The organism is Chryseobacterium tagetis (assembly GCF_016735585.2).
GTDB classification, from domain to species: domain Bacteria; phylum Bacteroidota; class Bacteroidia; order Flavobacteriales; family Weeksellaceae; genus Chryseobacterium; species Chryseobacterium tagetis.
Genome location: NZ_JAERSE020000004.1, coordinates 12,785 through 26,789 on the forward strand (window position 1 = coordinate 12,785; position 14,005 = coordinate 26,789).

Consider the following 14,005-nt stretch of genomic DNA (forward strand, 5'->3'; position numbering starts at 1 on the left):
GCTAAAGTCGACTGAATCCCCTGCAACCTATCATCTTTAACCTAAAACCTAATTTTTATGTTAATCAAAAGAAGAGAATTCCTAAAAATAAGTTCATTGGCTACCGCATCTTTACTGATGCCGAATTTCCTGAAAGCAATGACATTCGATGACGCTTTGGAACCGAACGACAAGATACTGATCGTGCTTCAGTTCACAGGTGGAAACGACGGTTTAAATACAATCATTCCTACCCGAAACGATATTTATTTTAAAGAAAGAAATAAGATTGCCATTCAAGATTCTTTATCATTAACCGATGAAGCGGGAATTAATCCTGCACTCTCCTATTTTAAAGAGTTATATGATAGTGGCGAACTTTCTGTAATGAACAATGTAGGTTATCCCAATCCCGACAAATCCCATTTCCGAAGTATGGATATTTGGCATTCCGCAAGCAGAAGCGATCAATATCTTGAAACCGGCTGGCTGGGAAGATTTATGGATGAAGAATGTTATAATTGTGATCATCCGACTCAGGCACTGGAAGTTGATGATATGTTGAGTCTGGCTTTAAAGGGTGAACACAACAAGGCTTTTGCTTTTAAAGATCCGAAAAGACTGTACCAAACCAGCCAGGAGAAATATTTTAAATCATTGTATGATCATCATCACGAGGACGAAACGGTTTCTTATTTATATCAGACTTTAGGTTCAACCATCAACAATGCCGATTATATTTTTGAAAAGAGTAAGGCTAAAAAAACGGAACAAACGTACCCAAATTCTCAGCTGGGAAAGGACTTTAAAACCGTTTCTTCACTGATAAAGTCCGATATCAATACCAGAGTTTATTATTTATCAATCGGAAGTTTTGATACGCATGTGAATCAGAATGAAAGACAGCAAAAATTGTTCTCAGACATTAATGAAGCTGTAAAATCTTTCGTTGCTGATATGAAAAGCAACGGACTTTTTGACAATATTCTATTGATGACGTTCTCAGAATTCGGTCGTCGTGTTGCTCAAAATGCAAGCAATGGAACGGATCACGGAACGGCCAACCAGATGTTTTTCATTAGTGGAGGATTGAAGAAGAAAGGACTTTTGAATACGCTTCCTGATTTAACTCATTTGAATGAGGGAGATTTAATTTATTCTGAAGATTTCAGAAAAGTGTATGCTACGGTTCTTAAAAACTGGCTGAAAGCGGATTCTTCTAAAGTGTTGGGCTGGAAGAATGGGGTTTATGATTTTGTTTAGTTTTTTGAATTTTTTAAACGCAAAGGTTTCGACTTCGTCGCTGATGAAGTTGGATGTATAAGATCCTGAATTTTTTTGAGATTCTTCCTTCGTCAGAATGACAGTACGTTCATATAAAAGCAAAAAGAGACTGTTACAACATCAACAGTCTCTTTTCTATAATATTAAATCTAACTACTTCTAATTTTAGGCAGGAAGTTTCTTAGGCTCTGCTTCCTGTGGTTTTTTATCCAGTTTTTCGGAAATTTTCTTTACTATAAATTCAATTACCAAAGGTGCTACAACCGCGAGAACAGCTTTAAATATTCTTGATTTCATACTATTTATTTTTATGTTTTTTATGAGATACAATTTTTGAGCCATAAATTTAAAAATTCTCAATCTTCATCATCTACAACAAAATTTTCATAGTTTTTATGGGCCGCCAAGAATTTCTCCTGCAAACGAATTCTTAGTTTTCTCGGTTTATGAACCACCAAAGATTCTCCGAATCCTAATAAAAGTCTTTCCAATTCATAATTTAACTGAACGCAGATTTTAAAAATCGTTCCTTCATGAGTTTCGTTCAGAATCTGCTGGCTTGCATGAAAGGGTTTTGTTTTAACATAAGGTGCATTGGCAGCATCTACAAAAAACACAACATTTCTCGGAACCATTGTAGGAGAAACGGTTACGCCGACAATATCTTTAAAATACTCATCTCCATCCAGGTGCTTATCGATATATTCAATTTTTTCTTCAATCTGGATATTTTCCATTCTGTCTAAAGCCAGATTATAGGCATAGTCTTTATTAAAACAAATAAGAAACCAACGGTTATTAAACTCCTTCAGCAATTGCGGATGTACAATATAAGAATCGGATTCTCTGGCTTTAAAGCTTTTATAAGTAATATTTAAAACTCGTTTATTTAAAATCGCGTCATATAAAACATCAATATGCTCCAATCCTTTCAGCTGTTCATTTTTATCTAAATGGATAATAGATTTCTGGGTGGTAGAATGAATAGAATCTTCCAGTTTCTGAATCACCCCATTCATTTCCTTGAACATCGAAAAATCTTTGAACTGTTTCAGGATCTGAACCGCATTGTTCATTGCTTTCAGGTCACTTTCATTCACTGAAATATTATGAATACTGTATTCAGGATCGCTGTAACGGTAATATTTTCTTTCATACACTTCAATCGGCGCTTCATACCCGAACTTTTCACTTCGCATATTCTGCAAATCCAGCTGCACTGTACGTTTGCTTACGAAAGATTCTTTTCCTTCAAACTCAAATAATGCTTCAGAACATTCGTCGATCAAATCTTCAAGCGTATATTTTTTATACTTGTTTTTTAAGCATTTATCTAAAGTTTTATATCGTATTAATGCGTTTTTATTGGATGACATTTTGCTGAATTTTAAATTAACGGACAGTTAAAAAATAGGTAAGATGAAGTTTTTCTGATAACATTTACTCCAAATCTTCTCCTGTAATGGTTTTATGAAAATGATCTGTTGAATACATGCTGCCTTCATATATAAATCTTTTAGAAAATGGATGTACTTCTACCCTATAATATTGTGAGCCATCAGGATAAATTCTAAACTTTATTTTCAAAACTTCTTCATCTACTTCCTCAATGTGATCGAGATTGAAATATGAAATTAAGGGAATAATTTCTTCACCCGTTATTGCATTTTCTAACCCAAAACCGTTAATCCATAATGACATTCTGAATTCATTCTGCTCTGTAATAAGTTTGAAGTTTCCTTTACAAAATATTTTTTCCTGTCTGTATTGCATTGTATCAATTGAAGTTTCCTCTAAAAGAGTTTTATAAAATTTCTATTTCTTTTGCAAAGCTTCTCCTTCAAAAGCAATTCCGTCCCAGCCAAACTCCATAAAGTTTCTGATGTTCTGATGATCTGTTCCTTCAGGATTTTTCAACACATCTTCTCTGTAAAATTCTCCAAAAAGATTCAAAGTATCTTCTTTAGACAAATTATTCAGTTTTGCATAGCTGAACACTTTACATGAACCATTGTTTTGGTTTTCTTCATTCACGGTATTTCCATTCGTAAATCTAGTGGGTGTAAAATCGTAATGGTCATCAATATGAGCGATTACTTCTTTAAACTGAATGGTTTCAGGCGCATTTTTCAATTGTTCTGTCATGATATTTTTCTATGTATTTTTTGTATTTCGGCATCCAGGTTTTGCCAACAGTTCTGGCTCCATATTCTTACGTATTCAGAACCTGTATTTTTTACGATCTTTTCTTTATGTACATCTTCCAGATAGCCAAGATTTCCAGAATATTTTTCTTTACTCATTGTTTCGACTATAATAGATTTTCCGTCTTCTTTTTCAATGAGAATGTCAAATTCATAGCCACCGAAATGATGATTTTTCAACAGTTTAAAATGAGGAAAATCGTTCTGTAATCGATTATAAATTACGTCTATAAAAGCACTGGAGCTATTATTTTTTTCAGAATGACTACTATGTCCAAACTGATCCAGTATATTCAGAATTTCAATCCTTTGATTTTCATTTTTATCGCTCACTGCTTTACAATACGCCAGATACGCATACAAAACAGCTTTTCTGTTATTTGAACCTTCCTGTTCCAAAGCACTTTTATAATTTGAGAAAATTTCTTCAGGAATCGAGTTACAAACGTAAATCTTTTCTTTCGCTCTTGTGACAATTACGTTCAGCAATTTATATCCTTTTGTATGGTTGATCGGACCAAAACTTTGGATAAACTTTCCACCCGCTTTTCTTCCATAGGTTGTCGACAGTATAATAATATCTCGTTCATCTCCCTGAATGTTTTCAAGGTTTTTAATAAATAATCCGGCTGCTTCCAGTCCATGTATTTTTTCTTTAAACATTTCATTTCCGGGAAGACTGGTTTCCTGAACGATTTTTCTTTTAATATAATTTCGCTGCGAAATATTGAAAGTAGCAATCCCCACCGACGGATAATTCCCATCTTTCAGAGGCTGAATAGTCTGTAAGATTTCCAGTACTTTATCTGCTTCTTGTTTGTTTGTATGATCATCAAAAACTCCATCCACCTGAAAGAACTCGATGGGTAGATTTTCAGATTTTGTAGGAAGCGGTTTCAAACGCGAGTTGTAGAACGCGTGATTGGAAAAGTCGATCAAATAAGGATGTTTTGAACGGTAATGGAAATCCAGATGATTTTTTTCAAACTGACTTTCTGTGGCATAATCCAATAAAGACTCAATATTCAACAATGAATTTTTATAGGTGATCACCTCGTTTTCAGATTCAATATCGTCTTCATCTTCTATCGTTCCCTCAAAAACTTTGCTGAAATAATTTGAAGGCGGCATCTGATGTTCATCACCTGCAATAATGATATTTTTCCCTTTCAGCATTGCCGGAAGATTATCTTCCAGTTTCAGCTGACTGGCTTCATCAAAAACTACATGATCAAAATAAAAGTTCTTCCCCTGAAAAAGATTGCTGCAAGCATCCGGAGTTGTAAGAATAATTGGGAAAAAGCTGGTGAAAAGATCGATATCTTTCTGAACAATCTGCCTCAATGTTAATCTTTTATGATTTACACTGCTTCGTTTATTATAAAGATTGGCAACCGTAATATCTTTATTGGTTTGTTCAAAATTCTTTACCGCATTCTGTTGAGAATCATTCCAGAAATACTGAATAAAATTCTGCTGCGAAGATCTGTACTGGGTAATGCCTTTCGTAATTTCTTCGTAATTCTTTTCGTTAAAATTAAGCTTTGAATCAGAATATTTATGTAACAGCAACGGAAAATAAGCAGCATAGAAAGAAGCCTTCCAATTACTAACTGAATGAAGCTTTTCCAATATTTTTTTCTGAAAAATACTTAAAGGCTGGTAAAAATAAAACCAGTTAAATTCTGCCAGTAAAGGATTCTCAGGATCATTTCGGTATGTTCTGTACTGATCTAAAATAGAAATCAGATACTGATCGAAGTTTTGATAGGTATTTCCAAAGTTTACATCTTTCACCCACTGATCATTAGAAATATTTTTCTTCAATTGCTGAATTCGCTGGGCAATGATCTCTGTTTCTTTTCCTGAAATTACAGGATCAAAAATATTCAGAAAATCAATGCTATTAAACTGCTGTTCCAGCTTGGAAGAAAATCCGGACTGAAGATCCTGTATTTTCTGACGGTAATTGAGAATTTCGTTTCTATTGTTCCATAGGTGATCTGAGAGATCGATCAAAGGGAAAAACTCGTTCAGACTGATCTGTTTAATCGAGGAACTTATTTCCAGCAATCTTTTTTGATGGGTGATCTTCTTTTTCTTTGCGGAAGAAAATAAGGCCATGAACTTATAGAAAAATCCGTTTGTAATTTCCGGGTGAAATTCTTCAGAGTTCTGATTCAGGACAGAAGTGATCACTTCCGTTTCATTGATTAAAGAAGATAATTTTTGAAAGTTCTGGCTAAAGTCCTGCTTTTTCTTCTCTTCATATACAGGTTTAAAATCAATAATCAGTGACTGAATTTCGTCCCACATCTTTTCGTAGTTCTGAAAAGAGCCATCCAAATTCTGCAGACTGTTATGAAAATTCTCACGGATCAGCTTTTCAGGATTAATAAATGAAGATTTTTCAAAAGGCTGATATTCCTGATAGACTTCTTTTCCCTTTTCCAGCATATATTCAATCTCTTTCCCCTCCTCTTCTGTAAAAGAAAACTGAATATCCTGAACATTTATAGCTTCTTTGGTATCCTGAAATGTTAAAAGATCACCTACAATTTCCGTCCAGTTTTTACCTGAAATCAAATCTGAATTCAGAAGTTCATGAACGGTGTTAATGGTGGTTTTATGCTGTGAAATTTCCGTCAGCTGATCAGTCAGCGACTGAACAGAATAAGGCTGTCCCGTTTTTTTGAAATCGGCGGGATCAATTGTATTACGGACTGCATCTACCACAAACTTCCGGTCTGAAACACTGTCTTTGATCATAATACAGTACCGATCCAGCCCAAGTTTATGAAGCGCATTATATAAAACTTCAAGTGCAGTCTGTTTTTCGCAAACAACAATTGTTTTTTGTTTATTTTCCAACGCATTGACCAAAACGGCGGTCAACGTCTGGCTTTTCCCTGTTCCCGGAGGACCCTGAATAAGAATTTTCGTCTGTGATTTTAGTGATTCTAAAATTCCCTGCTGAGACGGATCGGTCTCGATGGAGGTAATGGATTGAAAATCCTGCTGTACTGCGTTTTCAAGAGGTTTAAATTCTCTTTTCAACACTTCATAATCATTAATGATATTCTGTTTCTGAACTTCAAAAATAGAAAAAACACCGGATTTAATAATAAGAGCATCTCCATTGTTCTGAAGCTGCTCTTCATAAAAAGCTTTTGGTTTGATTAATGGAATTTCCTCGTAATTATTAAGGATAAAATCGAGATTCTGAGTAATTTTAAGCTGATCCAACAGGGTTTGGCAAATCTGTAACAGTTCAGGTTTATCTATTTTTCCGTCAGCAAGCATTTCCTCAGAAATCTGCTCCAATACAATTCCTGAATCATTTTGCAGGTGATTGATCAAAACTTCATTCACATAGATAGGGTCATCTTCGGTTCTGCTGATTTCCCAGGTATTCAGCTCATTGACAGGTTTTATATTGACAGACCAAATCAGAATGGGAGAAGCAGAAATCTGACCGTCCATATCTTTTCTGATCAGAATCGGAAAACCGAACCCTAGAGAATTGATTCCCTTTTCAGATTGTATGACCTCATTTTGAAAAATCAGGTTTTCCAGCCCTGCTGAAAGTTTTTCTAATATCGTTGTCCGTGTTTTATCTTTAGCTACAGAAGTTTCTGTTGCCGTTTTTTCAGTTTCCTCATCATCAAACAGATAAATACTTTCTTTTTCTTGAGCTTTAGCAACCTCATCAGAAATTTTATCGTGAATAGAGAGTTTAAAATTAACGTTCTTTTGGGTTAAAAGATCAATGATAAAATGCTCCGGAAGGCTTTTATGAATTTCAGAAAGCTGGGCAAGATCAAATTTATATCTTGAATTTCCGGGAATTGCATTTAAATGAACACCTCTTCTATTGCCTGTTTTCAATTTGTTTTGAAATGCCTGAAATATTTCCGGAGTTAAGTTTTCCATCTTGCGTAAAATAATTTTGAATAAAAATATAAAATTTTTCTAATACGCAAAAACATTGCACACTTTAGTTTTTACTTTGCATCAACAAAATGAGAGAACACATGGAATTTAATGGAAATCACTTAATCGAATTAGGATATAAATCTGCAAAATGGTTCAAAGAAGCGATTGCGTATATTAACGAAAATAATCTGGATGAAAATCAAATTAAGGAATATTTAGAGCAATTTAAACAGCCTGAACTGATTCCTCTTCATGAAACCGCAAAAGATTTTGTGATCAACATCAGAGCGGAACATGAAAGTGAAAACGATAATGTGGAAAAAGTAATCAATACAATGAACGTCCTGATGAAAACCCCGACTTTAGTTTCTGGTGCCATCATGCCGGATGCGTGTCCGACAGGTCCGGTTGGTCAGATTCCTGTAGGTGGAGTTGTTGTGGCGAAAAATGCGATTCATCCGGGATTCCATAGTGCAGATATCTGCTGTTCGGTAATGTTGACGGATTTTGGAAAAGCGGATCCAAAAGAAGTATTGGATGCTGCTCATTCTATCACACATTTCGGATACGGAGGAAGACCAAGAGGGGAACAAATGCCGATGTCTCAGGAATTGATGGATGCTTTCAGAGCAAATAACTTCCTGAATGATGAGAAACTGATAAGCATTGCGCGTTCTCATATGGGAACTCAAGGTGACGGAAACCATTTCTTATTTGTCGGAATTTCAAAGAATACCGGAAATACGATGTTGGTGACTCACCACGTTTCAAGAGCTCCGGGAGCTGCTCTATACGATAAAGGAATGAAGGTCGCGAATAAATTCAGAATGGAAAATTCTCCTGAAACACTAAGAGAAAATGCCTGGATTCCGTATGATTCTCAAGAAGGAAAATCGTATTGGGATGCGCTTCAACTGATCAGAACATGGACGAAGGAAAACCATATTTCTATTCATGATGCAACTTTAAGTAAACTGGGAATCGAGAAAGAAGACCGATATTGGAATGAGCATAATTTCGTTTTCAAAGATGGAGATTTGTTTTATCACGCAAAAGGAGCCACTCCATTAGATGATAAATTTATGCCGGATATTACGGGACCAAGATTGATTCCGTTAAATATGTCAGAACCTGTTCTAATTGTTCAGGGAAAAACCAATGAAAGAAATCTCGGTTTTGCGCCCCACGGAGCGGGAAGAAATTTCAGCAGAAGCCAACATAAAAAATCTTTGGCTCATAAAACGACTGAAGAGATTTTTGCAAAGGAAACAAAAGGACTGGATATCCGTTTTTATTCAAACGAGATTGATATTTCCGAACTTCCGACGGCCTATAAAAGTGCCAAAAACGTAAGAGCACAGATTGAAGAATTTGGACTTTGTGAAGTTCTGGATGAAGTGATGCCTTACGGATGTATCATGGCGGGTGACGTTCAAAAGAATGCACCCTGGAAGAAAAAGAAGAAGTTTAGAAAAGCTTAATTTCTTTTGATTCAAGTCAAAAGAAACAAAAATTCAAGACTTGGAAACTTCTGCTAAAAATTAAAAACTAATAACCAATCTTTCATAATAAGGTAAGAGCAGTAGCTCAGATGGTAGAGCAACAGATTACTTTTCGCCATTGGCAAAAAAGGTTCCTGTAAAACATCAAAGTTGTGGGTCGCAGGTTCGAGTCCTGCCTGCTCTTCAGAATAAACATTAAGGCAAAGAAAGTTCCTATATTTCCCTATTTACTTTCCGCCTTTTTTACAAAATTTTAAGGCAAAGGGAGTTCCTATATTATTTGGAAAACTACTCCCCGCCTTTTATAAAACTATAGGTAAAAGGAGTTCCTATACATTTCATTAAAAGAACTACTCCTCACTTATTTTTTTAAAATTAAAACAATGAAAACATTACAACTATTCAATGCAGTATTAGCAAGAAAATCTGATGAAAAACCATTCATCTCAGACAACGGATTTATGATTGAGTCTGATGCTGTTTGGGCAAAAAAAGAAATTATTTCCTATTATGCCAAAGAAAAACTGAATGGAAATGATCTTAACAAAACCTTCCACAAATCGTGGCAGAAGATAAAAGAAAGCTCAAGAGCAGAATTGTTATTTGAACAGATCAGCCATTATATTTCTACGTATGGAAGTAATTTTCAAAACGAAATTTATATTCCGAATGAAGTATTGAATATTCCGGATCTAAAGCTGAATTTTAAAGTCATCAAAGCCTATACAGAAGAAGAAATGCGGGAAAAATGTCTTTCTATTCTGAGATCGGGTATAGCCTTAAAAGAAGAAACGATCGATGATTTACTGAATATTTTACATAATGATCTGAAATACGATTTTACCGGAAAAGAAAATATCAGAAACAAGGAAGCCGTGATTAAAATAGCCGACCGATATGATATTTATCCAGAAAATCCCGTTGAATTTTTCCGTTATGTCATTTATAAAACAACAAAAGAGACACTTTTAATTAAAAATAATGAACTGATCAATCTCATTAAGGAAAGTTCATTCAATCCTACTTATTTATTTGAAAACTTCGGATTGGAAAAACTGGCAGAAATTTTCAACCGTTTTAAGCCTTTATTTTTGGCGTATAAAAAGAGAGCACCGAAAACAATCAATAAAATTTCGAAGCTTTCCAAAACTTATCATCAGCCATTAATTACAAACCCTTTGAATGATGCTACCAATACATTATTAGAAGTCGGAGATTTTCATTGGCTGGAAAACGCCACTCCGTTTGCTTTGTTTAAAGCGTTATCGGCTTGTCATTCCAGAATGTATGGTCAGGATACTTTTGTATACAGAATCCGAAACGGAAAATCTTGGGTGAAAAGAGGTCAGGACACGTATGTTAATAAATTAAACTACGAATTCATTTTAGATTATTTAAAGCTGAAATATGATCTTTCAGGAAAAAAAATCTATTTCCCTGAAAGTGTAGAATTTGCCTTACCCACCTCAGAAAAAATGTTTGTAGGAAATATTCCTACGGGAACAAGATTTTATGGTGAACAACTGGCGGTCGGAATTTATTGGGAAGATGCGTGGGGAGGTTTTGACCTTGATCTTTCAGGATTGAACGTTGCCGGAAAGATCGGCTGGAATTCATCTTACAACCAAGACAACGGCCAATTGATGTATTCCGGAGATATGACTTCTGCTCCAAAAGGTGCTGTAGAATATTTATATGCTGACAAAGGTTTGATAACGCCAACTCTAGTAATGAATAACGTGTACTACGGTGATGCCAATTGCGGTTATAAAATTGTAATTGGAACAGGAGATCAGATTTCCCGTGATTATATGATGGATCCTAATAAAGTTTTTGCGGAAGCTAAATGTAGTTCGGTTCAGAAACAGACGGTCTTGGGAATGCTATTGCCAAAAGACGGAAAACAATGTTTCGTCCTGTTAAACTTCGGAGCAGGTCAATCCCATGTTTCCGGAAATAGTGAAGTTTCTGTCATGGCAACCCGAGCGTTGTATCAGCAATGGAATGAAGCATTTTCTTTCAATCATCTGGTTGAAGAACTGGGTGCGACAATCACTTCTCATAAAGATGAAGCAGACTTCGATTTTTCTTTGGAAAGCTTGGAAAAAGACAGCTTCATCAAAATTTTCAAATAACTTTTTACTGTCATTTTAAGTGAATTCTTGAAATGGCCGTTTTTGTTTAAAATCGTTATTTTTCTTTTGTCTTGAAACAAAAGAAACAAAAATTCAAGACTTGGAAACTTCCGCTAAAAATTAAAATTTAATCCTAAAATTTCCAAAACTTGCGTGAATTCCAAATGAGCTCTTCGGTTCAAAATTTCGGTCACGCTTCAAACAGTGGAAATTTTTTAACGGATGAAGTTTTAATTTTTTTAACGCTCCATTTTCCCAGGTCAAATAATAGGTTAAGAATTCACGATTCCCCTTTACAAAATCTGCTCAATTAGGTAAATCAGCGAGACAATTAAATATTTATATTTTTAATAGAAACCAATCCGTTTTTCACATCAATTACAACTCTTTTCCCATAATCAATCTGAATATTGAACATATTTTCCAGAGGAAGCTGAAGAATAGCCTGAATAATCAACCTCATAACTCCGGCGTGAGCGATAATTAAAATTGTATTGGTATTTTCTTTTGAAATCAACTCATTCCAAAATTCAGAAACACGGTGCTGCATTTCTAATAAATTCTCTCCGTTTTTGGCTTTTATAGTAATGAAATCTTCATACCACGGATTAATTTCCTCTTCCGGAATTTCCGCCCATTTTTTCAGTTCCCAATCCCCAAAATTCATTTCACGGATTCTTTCATCCGTTTCATAGTTCAGCTGAAAATATTTTGCCAATAACTGACAACGCAGAGACGGGCTTGAAATAATCAGATCAAAATCTCTATCAATTTGAATGGACCTTAAATCTTCTTCAAAGTCTTTTCTTAAAGGCATTTCGGCAAATCCGTAACACAAATGATCCGGATTTTCTACGGCAGTATGACGAATTAAATGAATTTCCATACGATAATGGTTCCCAGATACAATAACACTTCACAAACCTGCTGTACGGTTCCCAAGCAATCACCGGTATACCCTCCGATATGTTTTTTAAAATACCAACCCAGGTAGACTTTTCCAATATAAGCCAATATAAAAGCCGGAAGTAATCGCCAATCCGGAAGCAATGAAAAGGCAATAAGAACTGCTAAAAAACTTATAAATAAAGACTTTCCATCCAATGCTGTATTCGCCAACGGTTTTGATTTGCTCACGTCAATATCCGTAACGTATTGATGCGTATAAATCATTGTTCCCGAAATAAACCGGCTTGAAGTATGCGCAAAAATAATAACGGCTAAAGTTTTCATTATATCCAGACTTCCTAATTTCTGAATGCTGAAAAATTTTAACGCAAATAATAAAATGATTCCGATAGCTCCGTACGCTCCTACACGGCTGTCTTTCATAATGGTCATGATTTTCTCTTTTCCATAACCGCCTCCAAAACTGTCACAGACATCGGTAAAACCATCTTCATGAAAAGCTCCGGTCAGCAAAACACTTGAAATCATCATTAAAACAATCGCTATTTCAAGATTAAAAAGCTTAAATGAAAGATAGAAAATAGCCGCATTGATTAATCCAACCAATAACCCAACCCAAGAAAAATATTTCTGGGATCTGTTCATAATCTCGCTTGAATACGGAACTTTGAACGGAACAGGAATCCGGGTGAAAAACATCAGCGCCGTCGCGAAGTAAATCAGTTCATTCTTTACCGCTTTCATTTAGTCTTTATTTGAAACATTAGCATCTTCAAAACTCGACATTTCATTCAAGAAATTAACCGCACTTTGAATCAGTGGATAAGCCAATGCGCAACCGGTTCCCTCTCCTACTCTCAGATTAAGATTCAGCAAAGCTTTTTGGCCTAATAATTCTAACAATTTGATGTGTGCATATTCATCACTTACATGACAGAAAATACAGTTCTTTACTATTTCAGGATTTTTTTTAAATAAGGCAGAAATGGCAACCGTTGCGATAAATCCGTCAATCAGGATCAGCATATTCTTTCGGTATGCTTCTTCCATTGCACCTATCATCTGAACAATTTCCAATCCTCCGAAAGTTCGGGCAACTTCATCCACAGTTTCAAGATTTGAATACTTTTCTATAGATTTTGAAAGAAGATCAATTTTATTCTGCAACTGCACATCATTTAAACCCGTTCCTCTTCCCACACAATCCGCGATCGGAATATTAAATAATTGGCTCATCATTAATGAAGAAGCCGAAGTATTACCGATTCCCATTTCCCCAAAACCAATGATATTACAGCCTGTTTGAGCAATTTCTTCAACAACAGACTTCCCGTTTTCTAATGCTAACTGATATTCTTCAGCAGTCATTGCGGGCTCTTCCAAAATATTTCTACTGGATTTTCGGACTTTTTTATCGATCAAATCCAAGCCTTCCGGAAAATCAAAATTAACACCTGCATCCACAATTTTTATGTCAATCCCATTCTGTCTGCAGAAAACATTGATCGCCGCTCCTCCACCTAAAAAATTCATCACCATCTGATAAGTAACTTCCTGTGGATAAGCACTCACTCCGGCTGTTGCAATTCCGTGATCGGCTGCAAAAACAACCATGTGCGGTTTGATTAATTGGGGAGAAGTTGTCTGCTGAACCATTCCGATTTTATGAGCCAATTGTTCTAAAAATCCTAATGCACCTAAAGGTTTTGTCTTGAAATTGATTTTGTGTTGTAATTCGTCTGCTAACATTGATGTAATGTAGGTTTTTGTCTTTTTATTAGAGTAAATGATGGAATGCAAATTACTAAATTCTGGGTATTAAACAGGTATTTAATTTTTTAATCCGTTTTCTTTTGTCATAACATAAAAAGGCAAAGGCAAATAAAATTTGCTTCGCGAAGCTTGAAAATACACCTTAATCAAATCAACTCGGTTGATTCTTCTTTGCTCACTCAATAAAATCATCCTGCAAAATAAAAACTTTGCGTTAAAAAAGAGTAAAACCTTCCATACAAGAACTCTCAAACACAAAAAAACAACGTAAAAACATTGCGCA

At 35.2% G+C, this 14,005-nt stretch carries 11 protein-coding genes and 1 tRNA gene; 4 read left to right on the forward strand and 8 right to left on the reverse strand.

Annotation, left to right across the window (positions count from 1 at the left end):
• Positions 1-57 precede the first annotated feature (57 nt).
• Positions 58-1,242 carry a DUF1501 domain-containing protein gene (locus JI747_RS13915; RefSeq protein ID WP_225689510.1) on the forward strand — a complete coding sequence of 395 codons (1,185 nt, stop codon included), beginning with the start codon at positions 58-60 and terminating at the stop codon, positions 1,240-1,242.
• A 186-nt stretch (positions 1,243-1,428) separates the two neighbouring features.
• Here JI747_RS13915 and JI747_RS20380 read toward each other — a convergent pair whose 3' ends face one another.
• The 5 genes from JI747_RS20380 to JI747_RS13935 form a co-directional block, all read right to left on the reverse strand.
• Entirely contained in the window at positions 1,429-1,560 is a 132-nt protein-coding gene (locus tag JI747_RS20380; RefSeq protein WP_262904166.1) for a hypothetical protein, read from the reverse strand.
• Between the two features lie 59 nt (positions 1,561-1,619).
• The gene (locus JI747_RS13920; RefSeq protein WP_225689511.1) at positions 1,620-2,639 is read right to left on the reverse strand and encodes a helix-turn-helix transcriptional regulator; all 1,020 of its coding nucleotides are present in this window, start codon (positions 2,637-2,639) and stop codon (positions 1,620-1,622) included.
• Positions 2,640-2,703: 64 nt separating this feature from the next.
• Entirely contained in the window at positions 2,704-3,036 is a 333-nt protein-coding gene (locus tag JI747_RS13925) for a hypothetical protein (protein ID WP_225689512.1), read from the reverse strand.
• Positions 3,037-3,078: 42 nt separating this feature from the next.
• Entirely contained in the window at positions 3,079-3,411 is a 333-nt protein-coding gene (locus tag JI747_RS13930) for a HopJ type III effector protein (RefSeq protein WP_225690030.1), read from the reverse strand.
• On the reverse strand, positions 3,405-7,400 hold the full coding sequence (locus tag JI747_RS13935; protein WP_225689513.1) for a DEAD/DEAH box helicase: 3,996 nt from the start codon (positions 7,398-7,400) through the stop codon (positions 3,405-3,407). The genes JI747_RS13930 and JI747_RS13935 overlap by 7 nt, the downstream gene beginning before the upstream one ends.
• A gap of 101 nt (positions 7,401-7,501) precedes the next feature.
• Here JI747_RS13935 and JI747_RS13940 point away from each other — a divergent pair, with 101 nt between their 5' ends.
• From JI747_RS13940 to JI747_RS13950, 3 genes are all read left to right on the forward strand, one after another.
• The gene (locus JI747_RS13940; protein WP_225689514.1) at positions 7,502-8,884 is read left to right on the forward strand and encodes an RtcB family protein; all 1,383 of its coding nucleotides are present in this window, start codon (positions 7,502-7,504) and stop codon (positions 8,882-8,884) included.
• 95 nt (positions 8,885-8,979) lie between these two features.
• Positions 8,980-9,089: transfer RNA gene (locus JI747_RS13945), tRNA-OTHER, on the forward strand.
• Between the two features lie 199 nt (positions 9,090-9,288).
• Complete coding sequence (locus JI747_RS13950; RefSeq protein ID WP_225689515.1) at positions 9,289-11,040, forward strand: hypothetical protein; 1,752 nt, start codon at positions 9,289-9,291, stop codon at positions 11,038-11,040.
• Between the two features lie 331 nt (positions 11,041-11,371).
• Here JI747_RS13950 and JI747_RS13955 read toward each other — a convergent pair whose 3' ends face one another.
• The 3 genes from JI747_RS13955 to cobT are packed head-to-tail and all read right to left on the reverse strand — an operon-like array spanning position 11,372 to position 13,698.
• Positions 11,372-11,926: a histidine phosphatase family protein gene (locus JI747_RS13955; RefSeq protein ID WP_225689516.1), complete on the reverse strand. Its 555-nt coding sequence runs from the start codon at positions 11,924-11,926 to the stop codon at positions 11,372-11,374.
• Positions 11,911-12,693, reverse strand: a complete 783-nt coding sequence (locus JI747_RS13960; protein WP_225689517.1) for an adenosylcobinamide-GDP ribazoletransferase — start codon at positions 12,691-12,693, stop codon at positions 11,911-11,913. Before JI747_RS13960 ends, JI747_RS13955 begins: the two co-directional genes overlap by 16 nt.
• Positions 12,694-13,698, reverse strand: a complete 1,005-nt coding sequence (gene cobT, locus JI747_RS13965; protein WP_225689518.1) for a nicotinate-nucleotide--dimethylbenzimidazole phosphoribosyltransferase — start codon at positions 13,696-13,698, stop codon at positions 12,694-12,696.
• Positions 13,699-14,005 lie beyond the last annotated feature (307 nt).

Coding starts and splice junctions, on each gene's coding strand:
- JI747_RS13935 (WP_225689513.1), bottom strand. CDS start 7,400: ATGGAAAACTTAACTCCGGAAATATTTCAGGCATTTCAAAACAAATTG.
- JI747_RS13955 (WP_225689516.1), bottom strand. CDS start 11,926: ATGGAAATTCATTTAATTCGTCATACTGCCGTAGAAAATCCGGATCAT.
- JI747_RS13950 (WP_225689515.1), top strand. CDS start 9,289: ATGAAAACATTACAACTATTCAATGCAGTATTAGCAAGAAAATCTGAT.
- JI747_RS13925 (WP_225689512.1), bottom strand. CDS start 3,036: ATGCAATACAGACAGGAAAAAATATTTTGTAAAGGAAACTTCAAACTT.
- JI747_RS13920 (WP_225689511.1), bottom strand. CDS start 2,639: ATGTCATCCAATAAAAACGCATTAATACGATATAAAACTTTAGATAAA.
- JI747_RS20380 (WP_262904166.1), bottom strand. CDS start 1,560: ATGAAATCAAGAATATTTAAAGCTGTTCTCGCGGTTGTAGCACCTTTG.
- JI747_RS13940 (WP_225689514.1), top strand. CDS start 7,502: ATGGAATTTAATGGAAATCACTTAATCGAATTAGGATATAAATCTGCA.
- cobT (WP_225689518.1), bottom strand. CDS start 13,698: ATGTTAGCAGACGAATTACAACACAAAATCAATTTCAAGACAAAACCT.
- JI747_RS13915 (WP_225689510.1), top strand. CDS start 58: ATGTTAATCAAAAGAAGAGAATTCCTAAAAATAAGTTCATTGGCTACC.
- JI747_RS13960 (WP_225689517.1), bottom strand. CDS start 12,693: ATGAAAGCGGTAAAGAATGAACTGATTTACTTCGCGACGGCGCTGATG.